Source organism: Deinococcus aquatilis DSM 23025, assembly GCF_000378445.1.
GTDB classification, from domain to species: domain Bacteria; phylum Deinococcota; class Deinococci; order Deinococcales; family Deinococcaceae; genus Deinococcus; species Deinococcus aquatilis.
This window is the reverse complement of sequence record NZ_KB899713.1, coordinates 52,329-76,513: the sequence shown is the minus strand read 5'-3', so window position 1 is coordinate 76,513 and position 24,185 is coordinate 52,329. Positions and strand designations below refer to the sequence as shown.

The 24,185-nt window shown below is 60.5% G+C and carries 21 protein-coding genes and 2 pseudogenes; 8 read left to right on the top strand and 15 right to left on the bottom strand.

Annotated features, from left to right (window positions below; genetic code table 11):
• Positions 1–177 precede the first annotated feature (177 nt).
• On the bottom strand, positions 178–414 hold the full coding sequence (locus tag F561_RS30510) for a transposase (RefSeq protein WP_083922423.1): 237 nt from the start codon (positions 412–414) through the stop codon (positions 178–180).
• A gap of 277 nt (positions 415–691) precedes the next feature.
• Between F561_RS30510 and F561_RS29970 the strand changes: the two are divergent.
• Positions 692–904: pseudogene (locus F561_RS29970) on the top strand (IS3 family transposase); the annotation flags it as partial.
• Positions 905–1,373: 469 nt separating this feature from the next.
• Here F561_RS29970 and F561_RS0112050 read toward each other — a convergent pair.
• From F561_RS0112050 to F561_RS0111980, 13 genes and pseudogenes are all read right to left on the bottom strand, one after another.
• Positions 1,374–2,282, bottom strand: a complete 909-nt coding sequence (locus F561_RS0112050) for a carbohydrate kinase family protein (RefSeq protein WP_019010224.1) — start codon at positions 2,280–2,282, stop codon at positions 1,374–1,376.
• On the bottom strand, positions 2,279–3,121 hold the full coding sequence (locus F561_RS0112045; RefSeq protein ID WP_019010223.1) for a PIG-L deacetylase family protein: 843 nt from the start codon (positions 3,119–3,121) through the stop codon (positions 2,279–2,281). The genes F561_RS0112050 and F561_RS0112045 overlap by 4 nt, the downstream gene beginning before the upstream one ends.
• A 1-nt stretch (position 3,122) precedes the next feature.
• Positions 3,123–3,977, bottom strand: a complete 855-nt coding sequence (locus F561_RS0112040) for a carbohydrate ABC transporter permease (protein ID WP_051096903.1) — start codon at positions 3,975–3,977, stop codon at positions 3,123–3,125.
• Complete coding sequence (locus F561_RS0112035) at positions 3,974–4,918, bottom strand: carbohydrate ABC transporter permease (protein ID WP_019010221.1); 945 nt, start codon at positions 4,916–4,918, stop codon at positions 3,974–3,976. The genes F561_RS0112040 and F561_RS0112035 overlap by 4 nt, the downstream gene beginning before the upstream one ends.
• Positions 4,902–6,140 (bottom strand): extracellular solute-binding protein, encoded by a 1,239-nt coding sequence (locus F561_RS0112030; RefSeq protein ID WP_019010220.1) that lies wholly within the window; start codon positions 6,138–6,140, stop codon positions 4,902–4,904. Before F561_RS0112030 ends, F561_RS0112035 begins: the two co-directional genes overlap by 17 nt.
• A 34-nt stretch (positions 6,141–6,174) precedes the next feature.
• Complete coding sequence (locus F561_RS0112025; RefSeq protein ID WP_169389513.1) at positions 6,175–8,385, bottom strand: PIG-L family deacetylase; 2,211 nt, start codon at positions 8,383–8,385, stop codon at positions 6,175–6,177.
• Between the two features lie 20 nt (positions 8,386–8,405).
• Complete coding sequence (locus F561_RS0112020; protein ID WP_019010218.1) at positions 8,406–9,812, bottom strand: argininosuccinate lyase; 1,407 nt, start codon at positions 9,810–9,812, stop codon at positions 8,406–8,408.
• Positions 9,802–10,815 carry an ROK family protein gene (locus F561_RS0112015; RefSeq protein WP_083922421.1) on the bottom strand — a complete coding sequence of 338 codons (1,014 nt, stop codon included), beginning with the start codon at positions 10,813–10,815 and terminating at the stop codon, positions 9,802–9,804. The genes F561_RS0112020 and F561_RS0112015 overlap by 11 nt, the downstream gene beginning before the upstream one ends.
• Before the next feature lie 360 nt (positions 10,816–11,175).
• Positions 11,176–11,765 (bottom strand): annotated as a pseudogene (locus tag F561_RS27865) (IS6 family transposase).
• Between the two features lie 195 nt (positions 11,766–11,960).
• Complete coding sequence (rpmB, locus tag F561_RS0112005; RefSeq protein ID WP_019010215.1) at positions 11,961–12,206, bottom strand: 50S ribosomal protein L28; 246 nt, start codon at positions 12,204–12,206, stop codon at positions 11,961–11,963.
• Between the two features lie 63 nt (positions 12,207–12,269).
• The gene (locus F561_RS0112000; RefSeq protein ID WP_019010214.1) at positions 12,270–13,337 is read right to left on the bottom strand and encodes a CobW family GTP-binding protein; all 1,068 of its coding nucleotides are present in this window, start codon (positions 13,335–13,337) and stop codon (positions 12,270–12,272) included.
• 1,153 nt (positions 13,338–14,490) lie between these two features.
• Positions 14,491–15,252, bottom strand: coding sequence for an alpha/beta hydrolase (locus F561_RS0111985; protein ID WP_245556507.1), 762 nt, complete (start codon positions 15,250–15,252; stop codon positions 14,491–14,493).
• A 177-nt stretch (positions 15,253–15,429) separates the two neighbouring features.
• Entirely contained in the window at positions 15,430–15,714 is a 285-nt protein-coding gene (locus F561_RS0111980) for a transposase (protein ID WP_019010210.1), read from the bottom strand.
• 287 nt (positions 15,715–16,001) lie between these two features.
• Between F561_RS0111980 and F561_RS0111975 the strand changes: the two genes are divergently transcribed.
• The 6 genes from F561_RS0111975 to F561_RS0111955 all read left to right on the top strand — a co-directional run bounded on the left by F561_RS0111975 (position 16,002) and on the right by F561_RS0111955 (position 21,517).
• Positions 16,002–16,547, top strand: coding sequence for a dihydrofolate reductase family protein (locus F561_RS0111975; protein ID WP_019010209.1), 546 nt, complete (start codon positions 16,002–16,004; stop codon positions 16,545–16,547).
• A gap of 130 nt (positions 16,548–16,677) precedes the next feature.
• Positions 16,678–18,171: an MDR family MFS transporter gene (locus F561_RS0111970; RefSeq protein ID WP_019010208.1), complete on the top strand. Its 1,494-nt coding sequence runs from the start codon at positions 16,678–16,680 to the stop codon at positions 18,169–18,171.
• A 199-nt stretch (positions 18,172–18,370) separates the two neighbouring features.
• Positions 18,371–19,588, top strand: a complete 1,218-nt coding sequence (locus tag F561_RS0111965) for a hypothetical protein (protein ID WP_051096901.1) — start codon at positions 18,371–18,373, stop codon at positions 19,586–19,588.
• 352 nt (positions 19,589–19,940) lie between these two features.
• A complete protein-coding gene (locus tag F561_RS28860) occupies positions 19,941–20,117 on the top strand; it encodes a hypothetical protein (RefSeq protein WP_157451821.1) in 177 nt (58 codons plus the stop codon).
• Positions 20,114–21,004 (top strand): cation diffusion facilitator family transporter, encoded by an 891-nt coding sequence (locus F561_RS0111960; protein ID WP_019010206.1) that lies wholly within the window; start codon positions 20,114–20,116, stop codon positions 21,002–21,004. The genes F561_RS28860 and F561_RS0111960 overlap by 4 nt, the downstream gene beginning before the upstream one ends.
• A gap of 75 nt (positions 21,005–21,079) precedes the next feature.
• The gene (locus F561_RS0111955; RefSeq protein ID WP_245556506.1) at positions 21,080–21,517 is read left to right on the top strand and encodes a hypothetical protein; all 438 of its coding nucleotides are present in this window, start codon (positions 21,080–21,082) and stop codon (positions 21,515–21,517) included.
• Between the two features lie 224 nt (positions 21,518–21,741).
• On the opposite strand, the gene F561_RS0111950 is transcribed toward F561_RS0111955, so the two are convergent.
• A complete protein-coding gene (locus tag F561_RS0111950) occupies positions 21,742–22,458 on the bottom strand; it encodes a TetR/AcrR family transcriptional regulator (RefSeq protein WP_019010204.1) in 717 nt (238 codons plus the stop codon).
• 208 nt (positions 22,459–22,666) lie between these two features.
• Between F561_RS0111950 and F561_RS0111945 the strand changes: the two genes are divergently transcribed.
• Positions 22,667–23,527: an SDR family oxidoreductase gene (locus F561_RS0111945; protein ID WP_026298847.1), complete on the top strand. Its 861-nt coding sequence runs from the start codon at positions 22,667–22,669 to the stop codon at positions 23,525–23,527.
• Positions 23,528–24,185 lie beyond the last annotated feature (658 nt).

Below are 24,185 nucleotides of genomic sequence, written 5' to 3'. Positions count from 1 at the left end.
GGCTAGCCTTGCCTTCGACTCCGGAGAAAGGGTTCAGACGGTGCCCGAACCCTTCGTCCCACGGCTGTCCACTCCGTACTCTGGCGTTCAGAATGACCAGCAGTTGGCGCATCCAGGCCACCAACGAGAGTTTCTTGGCTTTCCCGCGTTCGACCAGCGGGGTATCAAACTGTTTGATCAGGCCGCAGACACTGCGGCCCTGTACAGTGCCCGGCGGATGTCAGCCCGGCCACCCCAGACCCGACGACGCCCGCGATGTTGACCACTGTCCGAGTTCATCGGCGCCACCCCGACCAGACTGGCCACTGGGATTCGGGTGAGCCTTCCGAGTTCTGGAAGCTCAGCAATCAACGTCAGGGCCAGGACGTAGCCCACACCGCGTGTGCTGCAAAACAGAGTGTAGACGCTATACATCGGCCTGAACTGCCTCTTGAAGCTCGGCGTCAAGCTTGTCCCGGCGACCTTCGAGATAAGCGATGAGGGCCTCAATATCTTGGCGGACGTGGTCGTCTTGGCAGCTGCTGGCCCGATTGCGTCCAGAGGTGAGCAGGTCGACCAGCTGACGGCACCTCATCAAGGCTTCCAGCGCGAGGGGAGCGGACGGGGGAACGCGGTGATCCCAGCTCATGCGCGGTGTTCGCCACCTGTCGCAAGGACGATCTGCCGCGTCCAGTCCCACCCTCAACATACAAGCCGCAAGACGAATTGTTGGGACAACCCTGTTCTGGAAAGCTTTTTCAGCTCCCTGAAACGGGAGCTGCTGGACACGACTCCCTTCGAGAGCCGGGCCGTTACTTGCCAAGCGATCTTCGAATAGATCGAGGTGTTCTACAATCGACAACGCCGTCATGCGACACGGGACGACTTGACGCCACACGATCTCGAGCCCCAAGCTCAGGTGGCTTCACCGGACGTGTGCAAGACCGACTCAAGCCCAATGTCCCAGAAGTCATCCATACCGGGGCAGCTAGGGAGCCGCGATCCGAAAGATCCCGAGCCTGGATGACGTCGACCACCAGCAGGTGATCTCTACGGCAGGCTGCAACATCATTGAGCAATCTCACCGTTTTCCACGATGTCAGGAACGGCAGCAACTTAGATTCTGGCGGAGGAAACGTGCACAGGAATTTCTGAGCTTGCACGCACGGATAGAGAACCTTCATCATTTCCGCACCAGCTTGTTGGCCCCGACCAGACGTAGCAACCAGAAAACATGCGTTCCAGACGTGGGCGATGGTTACAGCAGGAGGCCACCCCTTCCCTCAGCCTGCCATGACGCCAGTTGAGGCAACACAACCGTATAGCAATATGAAAAGCAGCGTGCCAACAGAGGGCACGCCACGGTTCTGGAGAGCTGTTCAGGAAATAAACGGTCAGCTGGGACTAAGTAATGCTGCTGGGAGCACGTGCCGCTGCTCGCTCGACACTGCGTGTGAGGCGACCTGTACACCGAACGTCAGTGACGAGTGTTGATCGTATCCTTGCAGGAGTGCATGCAGGTATGCCGCATTGAAGGTATCGCCCGCACCGACGGTATCCACCACCTGAACTTCCGGGGCCCGCACCTGTACCAGCGTGCCGTTTTGGAGGGCCAGGGCCCCCTGCCTTCCCTGTTTGACCACCACAGTCCCTCCAGGGGGCATGTGCTGAGCCAGCTGCCGGGCCGCGTCTTCGGGGTGAGTCTCACACGTGAGCCCGGACGCTTCCGCCTCATTCACCAGAAGAAGGTGCACGTAGGGCAACCAACTCGCCACCTCTGCACGAACAGCTGGGGTAAAGCCGTCATCTGGCCAACCTGCATCCAGAGCGGTCCGTACGCCCCGGGTGGCCAGGTTCTGAAGCAGTTCCGGGTAGTTCTGCCGCAGCGTTGGAGTGAGAAATGCTCCGGCCAGCAGGGCCATACGGGCCGCAGGTAAATGTGGGTGCAGCTGTTCCCAGCACAGGGATTTCAGGTGGCCCAGATGAGTCACAAACGAGCGCTCTCCATCCGGGTGCGAGAAGGCAACGGTAATGGATGTCGGCTCCGGAACGGTAATCCAGGTCACCGGAAGACCCTGCAATTGCTCCCGGAGCCAGTGGCCCGGAAGGTCATCGCCGACCGTGCTGATGATGCTGGCATCGGCACCCAGGGCACCCAGGGCGACCGCTGCATTGCCCGCGTTTCCACCCACCCGCCAAGCTGCTTGCGAGAGCACTGTCTCTGTTCCTGGCTCAGGCCAGGCCCGCAGGACCCCAAGGATCAGGTCTACATTCACGTTCCCCAACACCACCAGCGCGCTCATGCCCGAACGTCCTGTACCTGCGTGAGTGGTAAGCCTTCGAACAGATCCGAATGCGGATAATGGGCAATGGGCGTGCGGCTACCGCCCAGGCTAAAGGTCTCAGAACTTGACAGCGCCTGCCACTGCATTTCCGTGAGGTTTCCCAGGGTACTGAGGGGGCCGGTCTGTGTCCGGTGTGCCGACAGGGCCCGGCGCTTGCGCTCAGCCTGCAGCGAGATATCGATACGGGCAGCAATGGTGGCCTCGCACACGGCGTAGGTCTCTGGATCCAGGCCTGACAAGACCCCCAGCCCACGGCCATTTTGAAGCAGTCGCATTTCCGTATGCGTCTGTACCGTGTAATACAGCCTGGCGACCGGAATACCGACACTTCCACTGCGTGCGAATACGGCCGCCACCAACCGATGAGCGACGAGATGATCCGGATGACCATAGATGCCGTGCGGGTCAAAGCCCAGCATGACCTGCGGCTGCACCTGGGCGACAACGGTGAGCACTTTGGCTTCCATTTCCAGAGGATCGGCGTTGATTGTCGCCAGCGGGTCATCCCGGCGCAACCGCTCGTTGCGTCCACTGTCGTGGTAGCCCAGGAAGATGGGCGGATCAATGCCCAGTCGCAGGCAAGATTCCCGAAGTTCGGCCTCCCGGAGCTGTGCCAGATCACGCTGCTCCAGATTCAATTCTCCCAGAGCCGGATCCGTATTCCGGCCCGCTTCTCCTCTGGTCAGGCACACCAGTGTCACGCGCACACCCAGCTGGGCATAGCGGGCCAGCGTACCGCCGCAGCGGAGCACCTCATCGTCGGGGTGTGCAAAAAGAGCCAGAAGGGACGGTTGCATGTCAGCCTTTCATGCCAGTCAGCACGACGCCCTCAATGATCTGCCGCTGGAAAATGGCGAACACGATCAGGACTGGAATCACTGCCAGGCTGCTGGCAGCCATGATCAGCCCCCATTGGGTTCCAGCTTCGCCGTTGAACAGCGCTGTTCCGATCGGCAGTGTGCGGAATTGGGGCTGCTGAATCACGATCAACGGCCACAGAAAGGCGTTCCAATTCCCCAGGAAGGTAAAGATAGCCAGGCTGGCCAGAGCAGGACGCACCAGCGGCATGGCAATCCGCCAGAAGATGCCGAACTCGTGCATACCATCAATTCTGGCAGCCTCCAACAGGTCGTTGGGCAGGGTATCGAAGAACTGCCGCATCAGAAAGACTCCAAATGCACTGATGAGCCCAGGAAACATGATGGAAAAGTAGGCCCCCGGAACGCTTTTGGTCAGCCCCAGATCCGAAACGCCCACGAACCAGGGAATGACCAGCATTTCGGTGGGAATCATCAGGGTCGATAGAATCAGTACAAAGACGATATTTTTGCCCGGAAAATCGAACTTGGCCAGTGTGTACCCCACCAGCGAATCAAAGAACAGCACGCTGACCGTGGTTACCCCGGCCACGAGTAGGCTGTTGCCGAACCACTGCAGAAACCGGGTTTCCGTCAACACCTGACGGTAGTTGTCCAGGGTTGGCTGGCTTGGCAAGAAATTCAGGTTGAACAGCTCCTGAAACCCTTTCAGGCTGGTCAGCAGCATCCAGATAAAGGGAAAAAGGGTGATGACAACCCCCACCGTGAGGGCGACGTACACCAGCAGGGTGCGCGTGTCCACACGCTTTCTGGGCGTAGAAGTGGCAGCAGTCACGTATCGTACCTCCGCGTCAAGAAGCGCAGTTGCAGCAGAGTAATAATCAGGATAATGGCAAACAACACTACCGTGACCGCTGAAGCGTAGCCCATCTGGAAGCGGCCGAACGCCAGTTGATAGATGTACACGGCGACCGTGAGGGTGCTTCCCAGCGGACCACCCTGATCAGTGAAGTTGAGGTTGACCACCTGCGTAAACAGTTGCAGGTAGGCGATTGTGCCGGTCACGACGCTGAACACAATGGTCGGATTCAGCAGGGGCAGCGTGATTCTCCAGAAAGCCTGAGAGCCCGTGGCCCCGTCAATTTCAGCCGCCTCGTAGTAGCTCCGGGGAATCGCCGCAAGGCCTGCCAAAAACAGCACGACCTGAAATCCGAGGTTCTGCCAAACCACCAGCCCAGCGGTGGTGGCCAGCGCCTGATCTGGAGACGTCAGAAAAGACTGCGGAGGCAGGTGGAGCCACCCCAAGACTGTATTCACCGGACCAAATTGCGGGCTGAAGACCCACTGCCATACCCAGGCCGCCGCCACAATGGGCGTGACATAGGGTGCGAAGTACAGTGCCCGGTAGAACCCCCTAAAAGCACGGACCCGGCCCAACATCAGGGCCAGGCCCAGGCCCAGAATGATCTGAAGCGGGACACCGATGACGGTGTAAAGCGCCGTGTTCTTCAGAGCCTGAGCGAACTTTTCATCGTCAATCAGCGTTTTGTAGTTGTCCAGCCCCACGAAAGGTTGCTGCTCCCGGAGAATGTTCCAGTCGAACAGGCTCAGCCGAAGGGCCATAAACGTGGGAATAAAACGGACCAGCAGAAAGAACAGCAGAGGAACCAGCAGGAAGGTATAGGCGGTGACGGTCTGACGGTACTTGACGGTATTTCGTCTGCGAGGAGGACGGGCTGAAGCCCGTCCTCCTGCCAGCTTACTTGTAGTATCCATCCAGGATCTTCTGTTCTTCTGCCGCAGCCCGCTTAACAGCATTGGCTGGACTGTTGCCCTGCAGCAGAACCGTATTTATTGCGTCAACCCAGGCTTTGCGCTGGCCGGACTCGTCCACGAACAACGTCGAGGACGCAAAAGGCAGGCCGCTGACAAACGGTCCGTAGACGGGATTCGTCCGGAGCGCGGCTGTGCCGGATAGCTTGCGGCTGGCTGGAATCTCACCGACGCTGTCCAACCAGGTGCGCTGCGTTTCGTCACTGGTCAAGAATTTCAAGAACTTAATGGAGGCGGCGAGTTTGTCGCCCTTGGCATTTTTGGTGATGCCGTTCACCCAATATGAGCCGAAGTTGCCCCGGACGCCGTTGCTCTTCAGTACAGGCAGTGGCAGGACACCCCAGTTGAATTTTGCACCTTTCTCGATTGCACCGACGGCAAACGAGCCGTCGACAATCATGCCGACCTTGCCAGCAATAAACGCGTCACGGTAACTGTTGTTGCCAGGAAAAAAGTTGGGAACGCCCAGCTTGTACTTGGTCATCAGTTCCGTGTAGAACGTCATGGCCTGCACCCCGGCGGCGCTGTCATACGTGACCTTTTTGCCGTCCTTGCTGAAGGGTGAGCCCCCAAATTGACGGACGAGCACCTCACGTACCACGTGATAATCCTGTCCATCCGGCTGAATTCCGAAGCCCAACACGCTAAAGCGGGGCGGCGCGCCTTTGACGATCTTCTGACCTGCAGCGATAAAGTCTTCCCAGGTGCGGGGGGGCACGACGCGGGCCTGCTTGAAGAGGTCTTTGTTGTAAAACACCGCCAAAGTCCGGACAGAAGTGGGCAAGGCGTAGTATTGCCCACCAATCTTGCTGGTCTTGATCATGGGAACGAAATTGCTCTCGATCTGTTGGGTCGAGAAGTCTTTGGCGGGCAGAGGCTGCAGGAATCCGCTGTCGACATACTGCGGCAGCCAACCATAGAACAAGTTCACCACGTCTGGGCCCTGTCCCGCCGGAACGCTTGAGGCGACCTTCTGGTTGTAGGCGTCGTAGGGGAAGGTTTCCTGTTTGATCTTAATGTCCGGGTTCTGGGCTTCAAACTTCTTGATCAGGGCGTCCATGGTGCTGACTTTGGTGGCGAAATCGTATTGCCAATAGGTCAGGGTGACCGGCGCAGCAGAAGCAGAGACGGTCAGAGCGAGGGCCAGCGTCAGAAACTTTTTCATGGTGTTCTCCTTGAAGAAACTGGGAGGGGGAAAGTCACTTGCCGAGGGTGACACGGGGCCACAAGTAGGGCAGGGCCTGCTTGCCGCCCCAGGAAAAGGCCGACCAGGCCAGTCCACTCTGGCTGATGTTCGCACCTACCCGGGCATCAGCCTGATCACCGTCATACATGACGAGGTTCAGACCAACTGTGTCGCCCGCCTTGGGCTGGGTGGGCATGGCGGCCCAGGGAATGCGGAACTCGATGTTGTATCCACCTTCGGACTTGACCGAAGCCACCTGCATCCCAGGCGCGGTTTCTTCCATGACGCCCTGGTTGGCATCGGCGTCACGGAAGCCCCGGGCCTGGAAACCTGCGGTGGTGCAGGGGAAAGCCGCGGCCTGGAGGGTGGTCGATGTGTCTCGGCTCTGGCCAGTGGGATCGACCGTAATCCCGATCGCATCAGAACGCAGCTGAGCCTTGACATCGTTCGGGGCGATGTTACAGGCCACCAGCTCATCTTTGACGCTCATGCCAACATAGAGATATTGATCGTCATAGCCCAGCTTGAAGGCGTTGCTGGCATCGGCAGCCGAGTCAGGCTTGGTCCGCCACCACAGGTCTTCTGGGCCCATGCTGCCGTCTGCACCCGCCGCCATGTCATTCAGGTCTCCGTCTATCTTGGGCGCGGTGCTCAGGCGAGGAATGGTCAGGCTGGGCAGCACGAAGGCGTTTGCAGAATCGGTAAACCCACCCGTGGTCAGGCTGACCGGAAGAAGCGCACTTTGCCTGCCTGCGGGAAGGGCCGCAGCGCTGGCCTGCAACTGTACGCGGACCTGAGCGGTGGCGCCCGCTGCCACCTGGTACTGCGGTGAACCCACCAGTGTGACGCCCGGCGGGAGCTTCAGTTCCAGCTGACCGCTGGCGGCCGTTGTCCCACGGTTGGTCACGTTGACTGTGATATCGGTCGGCTGGCCCACCACTAGCGGCAAACGGGTGGCCAGACTTCCAGTCACCCATTCCGTGCCGGTTTCACGGGCAAAGGCTTGGTAGCCTGCCACGTCGAAGGTCGGGGCGAATGTTGCCACCACCGCAGGAAGTGGCCGAACGAACGTGGCATTGCGTCCCAAGATTTGCTGATCGGCTTGGGTCGCCGTGTAACGGGCGGTGAGGCGCATATTCTCTGCCTTGGCGTCGGCGGGCGCAGTAACACTGAAGACAGCAGTGTAGGTTTCACCAGGGGCCAGCATTCGGGCGGGCGAACTTCCAGTCACCCGCCAGCCGGTCGGGGTATCAAGATTGACCCGCAGAGCCGCCATCGGCAGCTTGGTTCCGTTCGTCAGCGTGACCTGAACAGGAGTCGCCCGCCCAAGACCAATCTCATAACTGTCGGGACGGACTTCGAGACGCACGCCCACCGGAGACGTTCCAGCAGCCACAGCCCCCGTCAACAGGGACGTTTCCTGCTCAGACACAGGAACGCGCGACCCCACCAGCATGAACGTCTCAGGATTGGCCGCCCGAGCAGGCAAGGTGTTGGTGGTATCCCAGCCCTGAGACCGGTAGTTAAACTGCGCAATGCTCTTCAGGTCTGCATAACGGACGCGCGCCGTGCGGGAGATGTCATCGGTTGGAATCTTGACGGTGGCGTCCGCAGCGCTGCCCGGGTAGTAGTACAGCTTGAGCGGCGTGAAGGGAACGATACCCTCCTTGAGCTGCTCCGGACAGTATTTGGAGTCGCCAGCATAGTTGTAGGCGAGTGTGGCCGCCCGGGTCGCCATCTGATGCTGGCCGTGGGTGCCGGGGCCAGGCCACATGGTCACGATCACCTCTGGACGGCGCACGCGGACGATCCGCACGACGTCACAGACGAACGCCTGTCCCCCCCACATCTTCTCGGTTTCTTCGGCAGAAAGGGTGAAGTAGAAGTCGCGTAACCCCAGGAAGTGTGGTGACGTGACGCCGACCATGCTGAGCGACCGCCGCTCTTCCTCTTCTCGAATCAGGCCCAGGGCACGGCCCGTCTCGGTGCCTGTGGCGTTGCCGCCGCCTTCTCCACCCGTCAGGGTAATGACCGTTGCCTTATGGCCGCCGTCCAGGACATACCTCGCTAGTGCGGCAGTCACGCCCCCGTCGTCATCCGGGTGAGCGCCGATGAACATCATGTCTACATCCATCAGGTCAAGACCGCTCACGGTGCCCCCATAACTTCCTGGTCCAGCTTGGGCCGCCGCAGAGCAGGCGAGCGCCGCGAGCACAGAAGTCATCCAACGTCCCAGTGAATTCTTCATAATCCTCCTTCTAGACGCGTCCGGGCGTCTGCAAAGCGTTGAGTGACTTGGTTATGACGTGTGAAGTCTTCGTGCAGGCGCTGGCGAGCAGTGGCCAGCGCCCCCGCCATCGTCACTGGAGCGGGACCGCCATACGTGGTCCGTGCGGCAACGAATGTGAACGGATCAAGAGCGTGTTGCAGATCGGCTGGCGAGACCGTGACGCCAAGCTGTGCCAGATCTTCGGGGGTGGTAGAAGACAGGTCACGTCCAGCCACGTGGAGGTGGTGGAGAAGAGTTTTAACTATGGCGTGGGCATGCCGGAAATCTTGCCCTGCTTGACGTGCAATCACGTCTGCCAGTTCGGTGACGACAGACTCTCCGGTTTCGGCTTCTTTGAGCCACGCGGCCCGGTTGATGCTGGGCCGCGTCAGGGCGGCGGTCAACAGTTCGATGCCTTCACGGAACTCCCGCCACATGGTATCCAGCGGCGGCTGAACGTCCGGCCCCGGATCGTTGATGTCACCGAAGGGCACGTTGTGTGCACTCAGGATGACGCTCTGGGTAATGCCTATCGCCTTACTGAATTTGGTGCGTGCGTGCTCCAGCGCAACAGGATTGCGCTTCTGGGGCATCACGCTGCTGCCCTGAACCAAGCCGTCTTCCAGAGTCAGCAGGCCGCGAGAGGCCCACAACAGCAGGTCGTGCACGCCACGGGACAGGGTGGTGGCGGTCACCGTGATTGTGCAGGCCAGCTCAACCTGCCAGTCACTGGCGCTGACAGCGTCATACGTATTCTCGATCGGTCGGTCAAAGGCCAGCAGCTGTGAGGTAAGCTGCCGGTCGATGGGGAAACTGGTCCCAGCCAGCGCGACGGCGCCCATAGGGCTCAGATTCAAACGCCTCAGAGCGTCGAACATGCGCTCGGTGTCACGCGACAGCACATTTTCCAGTCCTGCCAGGTAATGCGCGAGTGTGGTGGGCTGAGCAGGTTGGTGATGCGTGTAGGCCACCATCACGGTTTCGATTTCCCGTCCAGCCAGGTCCAGCAACGTCAGCCGGAGGTTCAGCAGACGCAGGGCAGCGCGCAGCAGCCGTTCCCGAGCACTCAACCGGTAGATGGTCATGTCAAGGTCGTTGCGGGACAGGGCAGTTCGCATGGCACCGGCCGCCTGCGGGTTTTGGGCAGCCAGTTGCTGGTCGAGCGTGAAAAACACATCCTCAACCTTTGAGTCGTATAGCGGAAAGCGCGTAACACGCAGTTGCTGGAGAAGCTCAACGGCGGCTGAAGCGTGGGGAAGCTGCTGGGTACTCAGCATCAAGCTGTGTGCCGTGAGGGCATCAAACAGATGGGGCAGAAGATGCTCACTGGCGTAGGCATAATCCGGTTTAAGCACTGTCTCGAGGTAGGTCTCATGCCACATGGGACTCCAGGCTTCGCAGGTTGGAGAGGCTCTCCAAAAAGTAGGTACAGGCGCGTCGGCGGGCGAGCAGCCCAGCGCCCTGCAGGGGCAGACCGGAGGATGCTGGCGGAAGGGTGAGCGTTACGGCGGGGTCTAGAAGCGGCCTGAGCCGGGCAGCCAGCGCTTCTGCCTCCTCAAACACCAACAGCAGATGTTCCAGATCCAGCCCGATGGCCAGACCTGCCAGGGAATAGGCGGTCGCGTCCAGTCGTTCGGCCAGCGGCAACTGTTCGATGCAGGCTACGCCGTGCTTTCCAGGCCAGGGGGCGTTTCCCAGCTCACCCGCACGGCCTTGAGGACCCCGGTACAATTGACCGTTCAGAATCAACCCCATGCCGATACCGGTGGGCCGCTCGATCACAGCGGCGAGCGTCGTGGCGTCGGGATAGCTGGAAGACAGCGCCAGTGCCACGAGGTTGGCGTCGTTTTCATATACGATGTCCAGTTGAAGCTGTTGGGCGACGGCGAGGAGTGGCGCAGGATCAAACGCACTCAGGGCATTGGGTTCTCTGACCCCACCCAGGGCATCGACGGGTGCGGGCACACTCACAACGACCGAGGAAAGGGAGCCAAACGGTGCGGCAGCATGAACCTCTTGGATCATCCGTACCGCCGCTGGAACCACATCCTGAGGTGAAATCAGGTGATGCGTGGGCGGCGTCGGGTTGCCCTGCAGAGGCAGGGCCTGCTGCTGGATGCTGTGCGACTGAAGGTCAATAGCCAGCGCAGTGCCGACGGCAGGAGACAGTTGAACGGCTTGCGGCGTGCGGCCAGCACTTTGCCCCGGCAGCGCACTCAAGCCAACAATCTGATGTTCAAGAAGTTCCTGAACAATCGCTGCAATCGTCACTTTGGAGAGGCCCAGTTGGCCAGCGAGTTGAGGGCGAGTCAGTGCAGGCGCATCCAACAACGCTTGAACGACGTGTCGGCGGTTGAGCCGTCTAAGGGTTTGAGGTTGGCCCATACCTGCACCTCCGTTCGGAAACTTTCTTTACTATTGGAATCTTCGGCCACCTTACTCTCTTGTGTTCTGGCTGGCAAGAGAACAGGCGGGTAAACGAGCTGGCCAACTGAATTCTGTTAAGACACCCTAAGATCGTGTGAAGACTGGGCTTCACTTTCTTGGCCTGTGAACAGAGGCGCGAAGGATTTATCCTCGAGGAGGATTGGGGGAAGAACTGCGCTACCAGGAACCCCGCCCCTATTCCCGGTGACATCTGGACGGGTTGTGGCAAGGGCAAAAGTCAGTGCAGGGTACAGGCCGCCTCAATATCAGGCGGCCTGCTGCACGAACGACCTCTTGCCAGACTCTGAACCCTGCTCTTTAATGATGATGTCGGTGACGAGCCGGCAGTGTAGAGCGGGCTGGATGGTGGACGTTCATCATTCGCGCGTGCAGGTCGAGAAAGCCTCTCGCCCGTTTTCGTGACCTGAACCCTCGCTGCTGACGCTCCTGCCGTCGTGTGGGACGGGAAGACTGTTCCACAAGGTTGTTGCAGCGAGTTGTGGAGCACAAGAAGTTCTCGCCAGGCTGCGCTGGAGCTTGCCAGCTTGTCAGTGGAGATGACCTCTAGCACGCCGTACTCCCCCAAGAGCCGGCGGAAGAACGATTTGGCGGCCTCCGTGTCACGGTGTCGTTGCAAGAAGACGTCCAACACGGCTCCATGTTCATCAACAGCCCGCCACAGCCAGTGTCTGACTCCCCCGACTTCCACATGCCGTAACGTCCACATGCGATCGGGAATAGGGGCGGGGTTCCTGGTGGTGAAAACCCTGGGCAAACTGGTCACCGAAGTTGATGCACCAGGTACGAATGGATTCACGAGTCACGCAGATGCCTCGCTCCAGGAGGAGTTCCTCGACATCACGGTCGCTCAGGGGGAGCCGGTGATACAACCACACGGCGTAGCCCATGACGGCGAGGGGAACAGATGCCCAGAAAGCTTCTGACGGCTCAGCACTGCGGCATCCTATTCCAACAACCTGCCACAACCTAAAAAAGACGCCCCCGGAGGGGCGCAGTTAAGCGAAGGGCTCAGTTCAGGGTAAGGGCGGGGTTGGCCAGTTACGCTCTTCCCAGGGTCAGCAGGCCCGTGATCAGCAGACGCTTCATACGAGTTCCACGCCTGGAAAGCCGCCCTTCGCCAGCGTGCGCAGGGCATGCGCGCTGACCCATACGCTCTTCTCTCCTCCTTGCTCACGGATGGTCTTCCTTTGCAGGTTAGCTTTCTGGGTGCGCTTGGTCACCCCCGTGACTTTGCGGCCTACGCCACCCGCAGCTCGCGCTTTGCCCCGGCGCGTCACGGCATTCACCACGAGGTTCTTTTTTCCAGTCAGGTAGCATTCACGGCTCATATTGATACATCCTTATCATATTTGAGGAGAAAAGTGTGAAGGTGAGGGCGGATTGTCTGGGCTTCAGGGCTGTAGTGCACCGTCCAACACAGCATCCAGTGCCTTCCCGTTCAGATCCCGCCCAATGAAGACGATCTCGCTGAAGGCTTCGGTCTCGCTCAGCCACTCTCCAGCCTGTTCCAGTGCCAGCTGGCGGCCCGTATGGTTCCAGAGAGTCGCCACGCCGTCCCCCAAGTTGATCCAACCTTTAGAGCGAATGACGTTGTGCGGCAGGCCAGTGGTTAGCGCCCGGTGGAAAGCCTCAGCGTTAAACGGCTGCTGGCGGCGGTAAATATGCGTGCCGAGGCCGTAGCTTTCCGATTCGGGCGTGTGCTCTTTTTCCAGTTCCTCCATCCACGAATCGAGCTGGCTGGCGGCGTCAAAGTCGAAGAGGTTGACGTTCAGCACGGCGTCGGCCTCCACTACACCGCGAGTGGCCTCTAACACACGGGCGCGGGGATTGGTGATGGCCACCAGCTCGCGAAGTTGCTGCACATCCTGCTCGGAAGCCAGATCCAGCTTGTTCAGCACGATCAGATCGGCAAACTCGATCTGTTCGGCCAGGAGTTCGCCGTATCCGCGTTCCTGCTCATCACCCGGAATGCCGTCAGGGAGATTCCAGAGTGGGAAAAACTGTGCGGCGTCCACTACCGTCACCATGGCGTCCACATGCACGCGGCCCAGCAGGTTTGGAATGGGCGCTTGGCCGGGTTCAGGTTCGATCTCCAACTCTTCGGGGGTCAGGCAAAAGCTCTGGGCAATCGGCAGCGGCTCGCCAATGCCTGTCGACTCGATCAGGATGTGATCCAGCTCGCGGGTTTCTAGAAGGTCGTGGACGGCGTGCAGCAAGTCGCCGCGCAGGGTGCAGCAGATGCAGCCGTTGCTCAGTTCGATGGTTTGTTCGTCGGTTTTGACGACGAGGCTGGCATCAATGTTCACTGCGCCGAATTCGTTGACGATTACGGCGATCTTGCGGCCTTCCGTCTGGATCAGCAGATGGTTGAGGAGCGTCGTTTTGCCCGCGCCCAGGAAACCGCACAGCACGGTGATGGGAACAGAGGGATCAGAGGAAGCAGGGGCGGATTGGGTCATGGTTGATAATGATAAACTATTATCAATCTCCTGGCAAGATTCACACTCCTCTCCGCTGCCCTTGACTGTGGAGTTCTGGCTTTTGGCCCTGGATGCCCGGCGCGGTGACCTGACCCGGCTGGGTTACCGCAGAACGCCGCTGCTCCTGGTGAGCAGCGCCTATACGCTGGATTCCGCAGGGGTGGTGCTCTCAGGTGGACGCGGGGATAGGTTTGATGGAAGGTGGGGATGTTCTCTTTGGGTATGCAGGGGTTTTTCCGCCTGCTCGTGCGTGGGCTCAGGCAGGCGCACAGTGACCCTCAGGTGATGGGGGTGAGGGCTGAGAATAGTGCGGTCTGAGAGCGCTGAAGTACCCGCTGTTCTGCCGCCTGGTGCTTCAGGCCCCTCAAAGATGAACTGGTTTTCCGCCCATCGCCAGAGGCACCGTTGGACAACGGCCTTCGGCCAGCCGCTACCGAAGTTCTCTGGGGACCAACCAGCCGCTGGTCCTCCACTGCTCACGGCAAAAGGCTTCCCTTTCGCACGCTTACCCTCTTCTAAATCTGAAAATGAGTGATGTTCAGGTCAAGGGCTAAGATTTTGATGCCTTTCGACTGGGCACATGAGGTTGAGCCATCTCGGCATGAGCCACATTGACGACCACCTGCAGAACGAAGTCCGCGTCCAGTTTCAAGAGCTCAAGGCCGATCATGGACAGCATACCCATCAGGTTGTGGTCTGGTAGTAGTCGCAGCGGATCTAGCGCAGCAATCTTTTGGGATGGCCCCCGTCGACCGAGCGAGCAACTTGGGAGCGGATCAAGCAGCGAAGCACGTAGTGGCGGGCGTTCATGGCTTTGATTCATGGAGGAACTTGCTTGTACAGAGGTCCAAATGGTGTGTCGTTCGTGTCTGGATGATATGTGCAGCACGGCAAAACGGTCCCCGGAGGGGTGCAGGCGGGATGAATCAGGTCTAGGCAGTGACATAGGCCTGAAATGAGGCTTTGAAGGCGTCGTTGGAGGCAGAGTAGCCGTCCTCTAGGAGCTCAAGGTCGCCGTGCACCTCTTTAGACAGATGGCGACCGCTGTAGTCGTGGGCCTATCCACCGGCCAGTTTGACGAGATCAAGCACGCTGACCGCTTGGCGTGGACCCGATTAAGGCGACACAACCGTTAATCCAGGTGCAGTCCCCGTCGTAGTGCTTCCATACTGCGCGCCAGAAAGTCACGAGAGACAGACGCCGCCGGGGCGAACAGCTCGCTGGCATGGTAACCGCCCTTCACTTCATAGAACTCACAGGGCACACCCGCCTTGGTCAGCCGATGAGCGTACTCGCGGTTCTCGGCATAGAACAGGTCAAGAGTACCCACACCAATCCAGGCGGGTGCCAGTCCCGCAAGATTCTCTAGGCGAGCCGCCGCCGAGTAGAGTGGCGCACTCTCCAGCTTCAGTGGGCTTCCCAGGTACGCCGTCCAGCCCAACACGTTCGGGGCGGACGTCCAGACAAACTCCCCGCGCCCGGCATGGCCCGTGTTCAGAGCGGTGCGGTCGTCCAGCATGGAATACAGCAGGAGCTGAAAGGCGGGCTGCACGTCTCCGCGGTCGCGGGCCAGTTGCGCGAGCGATGCCGCGAGACCTGCACCGGCGCTGTCTCCAGCGATGGCGATGCGCCCCGGATCAATGCCCAGGGACGCTGCCTGAGCCTTCATCCAACGCAGCGCCGCGTAACAGTCCTCCAGCGGTCCCGGGAAGGGCGTGCCCGGCGCGAGTCGGTACTCCACATTGACACCCAGTAGGCCGAGTTCATTGGCGAACTGAGCGCACTGGCGATGATAGGCTCCAGCCGAGCCAGTAACGAAGCCGCCGCCGTGGATGTACAGCACGGCAGCGTCGCTCCGCTGTCTCGAGAGAGGCTGATACAGGAAAACAGTCACATCCGGCGCCCCAGCCGGGTTGGACACCGTGCAGGCCCCGAAGGACACGTCAAGTGGTTCTGAGAAGCGGGTGGGAAGGCGCTGCATCAGCGAGATGAGGAGGGTGAAGGCTGGACAGGCTCACGTGGGGCTGATCTTGGAGCACCTCGGCGTAGAGCTCGAGGGCCTGCTGAACGCTCAACGACCCCACGCTGGAGCAATGTAGGGCGACAATTCTTTCTGGTCCAGCAGGCTGTTCAGTCGCTCGTTTTCCTCCTCGAGGGCTTTGACTCCCTGATCGGCGTGGTCGCCAAGGAGGCGGGCCCGGCACGCCTCCAGAAACTGCGTTCGCCAGTTGTGGATGAGGCTCTCAACGATGCCATGCGGACGGGCCAGTTCCGCCACCGGCTGCTCACCGCGCAGGAAGGCGAGCACGATCTGTTCCTGGAGTTCGGGTGACCACGTTTTCCGTTGCTTTCCCATACGTTCCTTCCAGTGTCCCCCACCCTCTCAACGGGTCAGACATGTTCTGTCAGGGTTTCTGGAGCACTGCCCACTCCTCTTTTTCCAGTGACCACTCACCACTGACGATCGACAGAATATTGTCCCTAATTTGAGGATTGTCATTCCGTAACATTATGTTATAAACTAAATAGCAAGAAAAATTACGAGCAGGGTGGGCGTCTACAGGAGTCGAAAAACATTGTGTCCAGCGCAGCAGGCCCAGAGGAGGACGTCATGCAACGATTGTTTCCCAGCCGAGGATACTCATGAGCCGCGTCTTTCTGGACCTCGCTCTATCGCTTGACGGCTATATTGCTGGGCCAGACGGTCAGGACGGGGGGCTGCACGACTGGTATTTTGCCGAAACGGGTGCCGCCGAGGAAATCAAGCAGGAGTTACTCGGCGACATCGGCGCGATGATCCTGGGCCATACCGCCTTCGGCAGTGCTCCAGACGGCTTCGACACCGAGTATAAAGTTCCGCATTTCATCCTGACCCATACGCCGCTGCCCAGTGTGGAGCGCGGTGGGGCCACGTTCATCTTCGTCACAGACGGCATCCTGAGTGCGCTGGCTCAGGCGAAACTGGCTGCCGCAGAACGTGACGTGTGTGTGGCGGGCGGCGCAGAGGTGGCCCAGCAGTTCCTGAGGGCCGGGCTACTTGATGAGCTGCAACTGCACGTCGTCCCTGTATTGCTCGGCAGCGGTCTGCCCCTGTTCGGGCCACTGGATCAGCCTGTGGCTTTAGAACGCGTGCGGGTCATCCAGTCCGCTCATGCCACGCACTTCACCTACCGCTTCCAGCAGACCTGATCCGCCTCGGCTGCATACCAGTCTGTTTATGTGCCCGCAAATGCCGTCGACATAGACCCGGCGGGCGACATCTCTAGCTCTATTGGAGCTGTAGGTCAACTGAACGCCGCCTGACCCTGGAGGTTTTCCCATGAGTCTGCCTGCCGAACCCCTGTCCCCGAGAGACCGCGCCGTGATCCTGATTCTGCTGGTGGCTACCTTCGTGGTAATCCTGAACGAAACGATCATGAACGTGGCTCTGCCGCGCCTGATGGCTGACCTGAAGATCACGGCAGGTACAGCGCAGTGGCTCTCGACCGCCTTCATGCTGACGATGGCGGTGGTCATCCCCGTGACCGGCTTTCTGCTCCAGCGCCTGAGCACCCGCACGGTATTCCTGACCGCCATGACCCTGTTCTGCGTGGGTACCGGGCTGGCGGCGATCTCACCGAGTTTCGTGCCGCTGCTGCTGGCCCGAATCGTGCAGGCCAGTGGTACGGCGATCATGTTGCCCCTGCTGATCACGACCGTACTGACGCTGGTGCCCGAACGCGGGCGCGGCGCGGTGATGGGCAACATCAGCATCGTGATCTCGGTGGCCCCTGCCATCGGCCCGACCATCTCGGGACTGATCCTGCAAACCTTCTCCTGGCGGGCAATGTTCATGTTCGTGCTGCCGATTGCACTGGGCATGCTGGCCTACGGAGCACGGATGCTGCGGAATGTGGGCACGCCGCGCCGCCTGAGCCTCGACGCGATCTCGGTGCCGCTCTCGGCGCTGGGTTTTGGGGGGCTGGTCTATGCCCTGAGCCGCTTTGGCGAGGGTGGCCTGGGCAACCTGGGCGTGAGCGTACCGCTGCTGATCGGCACGGTGGCCCTGACGGCCTTCCTGTGGCGGCAGACCCGACTGAGCCGCACGGGTGAACCGCTGCTCGACCTGCGAGCCTTCCTTTTTCCGGTGTACACGCTGGGCGTCGGCCTGATGGTCATTGCCATGATGGCGCTGTTTGGCGGCCTGATCCTGTTGCCGCTCTACCTGCAGAACCTGCGCGGCCTGAGTACCCTGCAAACTGGCCTGCTGCTCCTGCCAGGCGGTCTGATCATGGGCCTGTGCGCCCCCGCCGTCGGAAAACTGTATGACCGTGTCGGGCCGCGCCCGCTAGTGGTTCCGGGCAGCCTGCTGATGACGGCGGTGCTGTTTGGCCTGAGCCGCATCGACACGGGCACCCCGGTCTGGACACTGCTGACCCTGCACGTGATCCTCAGCGCGGGGCTGGCGCTGCTGTTCACGCCTGTCTTTACCTCCGCGCTCTCGCCGTTGCCGCCGCAACTGTATTCGCACGGCAGCGCCATCCTGAGCACGCTGCAACAAGTGGCGGGCGCAGCAGGCGTGGCCCTGTTGGTCACGCTGATGGCTGGCCGCGCCGCCCAACTGAATGCCCAGGGCAGCGCCCCACTGGCCGCCCAGATCGGCGGTCTGCAACTGGCCTTCACTGTATCGGGCGTCATTGCCGTGCTGGCCGTGGTGCTGGCCCTGTTCATGAAACGAATGCCGGAGGCACAGCATGGCAATCAGGATGGGAGGACGATCCATGATTCCCGTGAGTCCCGAGCACCGCACAGGAGCGGGGTTGAACGTGGATAATCCGGTGAATTTCACGCTGCTGGTCGGCAACGCCCCACGCAGGAAGGACCCGTTATGGTCCGGTAGGTTCAAATGAGCGTTGAGGGATCATCTGGTCTGGGTCGTTCCAGGCCGCTGAGCTGAGTATGTCCGCCATCAGGAGGGCGTAGTTGCCGGGTTTCAGGGTTGCCGCTGCACAGACCTCCAGTACAGTAAGCCCATGACCTCCTCTGGGACTTCTGCTGGAATATGGACCCGGGTGCGGGCCTTCACCCGTGGCGAGCGGGACGCCGAGATGCTGTATGCCTACCGCCGTGCTGGTGCTGGCCTGCATCCCATGCTGGACGCCGCCGAGCGCCGCCGCCTGGATCTGACCCTCAGCGGAACCAGCCCTTTTGGGATGACCAGCAGCACCGGACTGGAACTGGCCTGTGCCTGGAATGCTTTTGCTCTACAGACCCTGGCCGATCAACTGCTCCAGGCCGATGAAGCAGCCGATCCCGGCACCGTGGGCTTCGTGCCGCCCGTGACCTTCGATCAGGCCGAGGCCTATTACCGCGATGTACAGCGCTGGCTGGCCCACGCCACACGGGCGGCCCATGACCCTCAATTCACCCTGCCGCCCGGCACTCTGCCCGCAAAGTTACCCGCCTGGTCACCGGTCGAACCCTGTCCCCGGCCACATCTGGACGCCATGTTGGCTGCACTGAACGCCATGCGCCTGCATGTGGAGGCAGCCCTACACCATGTGGAGCAGGCCACCCCCGAAGCCGATGCCCAACGCCTTGCCCGGCTGTCAGGTGAGGTGCAGGAAGCGCTGGTCAAAGCCCACTACGCGGCGGATATGTTCGTGCCCGGCGCTTCCGATACCCTGCATGAGCAGATTGAAACGTATGCCAAAGAGGCCATAGAGGCGCTGTACCGCGCAGGCCAGGTACTTGGAGACCCTGGCCTGTTGGAGTCGCCACGTGCACCGATCACCGCCCAGCGGCCCTCGGCGGCGGCCCTGCCCGGTCAACCGGGATTCGATCCCTGGGTCATGACCGATCCTGCCAGCGTGGATAGCCTCCGCCGCAACGTGGACGCAGCGCGGGTGATTACCGAGATGTGGGCGCTCGATCCTGATCCAGCCGCGAGTCTGGCCCTCTGGAGTGAGATTCAGGCGGCCCTTCAGTCTGGCGGCGCTATCCCGGCACGGCAACCGAACGGTGCACCGCTCGGGTTTTACTTCTGCACTCCCTACTGCGCCGTCTATGAGGCCCAGCGGCCCCTGATGATTGGCGACACGCCCATTCCTCGGGGGCAACGCTTCACCCTGGAGTGCGCCGCCGAAGGAGTGCGGATCGGGTATCCCTTCAAGCGTGAGGTGGTGCTTGGGCAGTTCAAACCCGCCACCATCGACTACTGCGACCCGGATCAGCCCCCACCGCACGAATAATACGGACTTGCTCTGATTCCCGAACATCCGGGAAAGCACCAACTGTTCGTCCATCGCCGCCAGCCCTCGTCGTGAACGGGAGGAGTGGCGTGGTCAACCGCGTCCGTTCACGACGATACTCGCTTGAGCAAGCCACTCCTCCCGTACTTTTTGCCACTCGCTCTCCTGCGTAGCTTTACAAGTCTGCTCGGATGATTCTCGTGCAGTCTCGCAATTTGGTATAAGGCCCCAACATACAGCCATCTCTTGCCCACGCCCCTGTGTGTCGGGAAGCCTGCCCGAGTGCCAAGCGACGCTCGGGCTTTTACTGTGGCCCCCTAAGCCTGAGCGGCGGCTCAGGTAGAGTGCGCCTATGACTGTTTCTGCCTCCTGCGGCGCTGCCCTCACACAGCCGAACGAATCTGCAAGTGGGCTGAATTGCTACCCCTGTGGCAGCAGAATCGGGGGGACGGTGGAAGGGATGCCGGGAGTTGCCTACGCCATCACCGACCTGACCACTCAGAGCCTTACCCGCACGGTCTGGGCATGAGCGAACACGCCCACAGTCACGGCGAACACGCCAGCGCCCGCTCCCTGACCCTGGCCCTGGGGCTGACCAGCAGTTTTTTGGTGGTCGAGGTGGTCTACGCTTTCCTCTCCGGCAGCCTGGCGCTGCTCTCGGACGCCGGGCACATGCTCACCGACGTGATGGCGCTGGTGTTGTCGCTTCTGGCTATTCGGATCGGGGCGCGGGCCGCTGATCGCCGCCGCACTTTCGGGTACCGACGTGCCGAGATTCTGGCCGCCGCCGTGAATGCCGGGGCACTCTTTGCTATTGGAATTTATATCCTTGTAGAAGCCTATCGCCGCCTGCGGGAACCCACCGAGGTACAGACCACGCCCATGTTGATCGTCGCGGTTCTGGGCTTGATCGTGAACCTGATCAGTGCCCGCATCCTGGTAGGCGGAAGTGCCTCCAGCCTGAATGTCCGGTCGGCCTACCTGGAAGTCATGGGCGATCTGCTGGGATCGGTGGCCGTCATCGTGGGAGCGCTGATCATCCGCTTTACGGGCCTGACCTGGGTCGATCCGGTACTGGGTGCCCTGATCGGGTTGTGGGTCTTGCCACGCACCTGGACCCTGCTGAAGGCCAGCGTAAATGTCCTGATGGAAGGCGTGCCGGACGGCCTGGATCTGGATGCCCTACGCGCCGAATTGTTGGCGCTGGAAGGTGTCACTGAAGTGCATGACCTGCATGTCTGGAGTGTCACCAGTGGTGAGCACACCCTGACCGCGCATCTGGTCAGTCAGGCGGCTCCGGGCGAACTGCTGGCACAGGCCAGAGAAGTGGCCGAGCGGTACGGCATCGAGCACACCACCCTGCAACTGGAGCCGCCCGGCCTCCATGTGGGAGAACACGGCGTGGTGCATCCATGAAGAGCAGAGGGCAGGCGTTCTGTCCGTGCGTCCCAGCACTCCTGAACCGGGCCATGACTCATCCAGCGTCTCATCATGCGCTGGAGTAAGGCGAGCGGGCGGTGGGCAGGCGCAGGACTGATCGGCCTCGTGCTATTGGTGGCCGTGGCTGTCTGGGTCAGAGGAGAACAGCGCTGGCAGGGGGCGCTCTACTGTATAGAAAAGCCGGGGACATTCTGGAATGGCCTTGCGCCGCTCCCTCCAGGCTTTACTCCTGAATGTCCGCCGAGCCAGAGCTACCGCCAGGAGGTACGGGCCAGAGAGAGCCGGGTCGAATCGTACCGAACCGCAGGCTGGCAGCCCCGCGCCCTGCTGCCGCTGTTGAAACAGGGCGGCTACAGGCAGATCACCGACGAACCCATCGGGCCTGGTACCTACAGCGCCTTTCTGGGTCACGGTGCGCTGATCGAGCTGCACTATGTGGCGGCCCAGCAGGGAGACACCACCCTGATTACCCTCAGTGGGCAGCCCTGAATGCCTCCCGGACATCAAGCACAGGCTCTCCCCGGTCATCGCCTCTGCTTTCCATCTTGGAAGCCAACCTCTTGTAACGGGCTTACCCCTTTGATCCATACCGGTCAGACTTTCTCAAGCACAGGCCTGACAGGAGGGCCATTTTGTCCGGTTCCTTATCGGGTCCTTCCAGGATGAACGGCGCCCCATCCAAAGTGACCTGCATGGGTTGGAACAGCCGTGGGTCACATCAGCCGGTCTAGCCACTCGGCCAGGAGGCTGCGTTCAGCCGCACTGAACGGAACCTGAAGCTCGGGCAGCAGGGCAGCCAGGGAGACGGCGTGGGCAGCAGCCTGTGACCTGACGACGCTGGTCTCTGGCTGTGCACGAGACTGTGATGGTTCAGGTGTCAGAATCGCGTTCAGCACAGCTTCCAGCATGAGGTCTGAGAGTGCAGCGTCTCTGACCGGGGCACTCAGCAGACTGAGGGTCAGGCCCATTGCCGCCCCGTGGATCATGGCCGCTGCACGCTCAACGCTGACAGCGAGCCGTCCAGCCTCGGCCACACGCTGAAGAAGGGTGCGGAGAATGGCGAAGCCCTCAAGGGCTGCTGGCCCCTGTGTACCGGATCTGGTGGCTGCCGCGTACATCAGGGTGTACAGATGTGGATGGGTCAGGCCGAACTCCAGGTGCAGATTCCAGCCGTCACGCAGTTGCTGAACCGGATCACTGTACGTTGCTCGCGTTCCCTTGGCGTCGAGGTAGGCAGCAAATCCGGCGGTGGCAACAGCGTTCAGCAGGCCCTGCATATCACCGAAGTGGCGGTAGATCGTGGGCGGCTGCACATCGGCGGCGGCGCTGACTGCGCGGGTGGACACCGCCTCTACCCCCCCAGTTTCAAGCAGGCCCAGGGCGGCCTGAAGGATACGTTCCTGAGGAGAAGACTGGACAGTTGACTTCACGTACCAATGATAACATCAGAGTGTTACCGCCTTGACATATCGTTGGAAACTATTTTATGTTATCAGCGTGATCATTCCGGGCAGCCCTGCCGTCCACTGCTGATCAGGCAGGAAAGCAGCGAGCACGAAAGACACCAGACGCGCCGCAGCAGGCCGCCGCTGACCACACAGAAGCTATTTACACCGAAACGAGAAACGAGGAGCGCTCATGATCTTAGTAACCGGAGCAAGTGGCAAGTTGGGCGCCGCCGTTGTGCGTCAGTTGTTGAAGTTGACCTCTGCCGACCAGATCGCCGTGCTGGTGCGAGATGAGAACAAGGCCGCTGCCTTCAGCGAGCAGGGCATCAGTGTTCGTGTAGGCCAGTACGACGATACCGCTTCACTTGACCGCGCTATGGAAGGTGTAGAACGCGTGCTCCTGATCGCCGGAACGGATGAGGAACGCCGTGTGGAGCAGCATCAGAATGTGATAGAGGCGGCAAAGAAGGCAGGTGTGCAGGGCATTGCCTACACCAGCCGGACGCTGAAAGACAGGAAGACGATGGCAAATAAACTGATGGAAGGCCATTTTCAGACTGAGGACGCCGTCAAGCAGAGCGGACTGGCCTACGCCATCTTCCGCAACGTCCTGTACATGGACAGCCTGCCGCAGTTTGTTGGAGCAGAGGTGTTTGACCGGGGCATTTCTCTGCCTGCAGGTCAGGGCAGGGTGGCTTTTGCCCTGCGGAGCGACATGGGCGAGGCTATAGCAAATGCACTGCTGGCAGATACATGGAACCAGACGACCTATCACCTCACCGGAAGCGACACGTATTCCTTTGACGATATCGCGGCAGCACTGACAACCTTGTCGGGCCGAGAAGTGCGCTACCGCCCCGCAGAGGCAGCGGCATTCGGTGCACAGCTGCGGGAACGCGGCGTTCCAGAAGTGGTGGCCCAGCGCGTCGTCGGCTTCATGACTGACATCAACAACGGACAGGAAGACGAGATCTACCCAGACCTGGAGCAGTTGCTGGGACGCAAACCCGCGACACTAGAGGAAGGTTTGAAACTCCTCTTCAGCCTGTAATTCTACTCTGGCGGGGGCTGAGATTTCCTCAGAAATCCGGCTGTAGAGAAAGGCGAGGGTCAGGCTGGCGATCCTTAAACACGGCAAGGTGTACCGACTTCGGCTATTCCGGTCAGATTCTCTGGTTCACGCCGTCGTGGGCCGCTGGCAGGGCACCCCTCTCTGATGTCTCTTGCCGCTCATCTGCCTGGCCCAGTGCAAAGCTTTGAAAAACTGCTCCTGAAGCACCGCAAAAACCACCAGGGGCGGCACGATTGCCAGTTCCTCTCCCCTTCTGAAGCAGTTCTCCGAACTACAGCTTGAGGGGAGCCACATCCTCACGCCTTCAGTCTCCGTCCTGCTCAGTCACATTCACTGGCTCTGCCCGGCCAAGAAGACGGTTTCTTTTTGACAAATGGTGCAGGAGGATGCGTTGTTGGGCAAGGGGTCAAGGGTTGTCAGGGGAACCTAAGAACAGGTAGATCTCTATTAATAAAAGGATTGCCATCCATTTAAAAGAGAGCTGCGATTTCCTTAATTGGGCCACCTTTAATCTGTCAGAACCATAAGGTTGAGGGTGTAAGCTCAGTACCCGAACCTGGTATGTCAAGTCGGCAGGGAAAAAGATCCTAAGAGGGGGCTGGGATGGGGCCGCCAACATGGCTGGTCTGCAATGTTC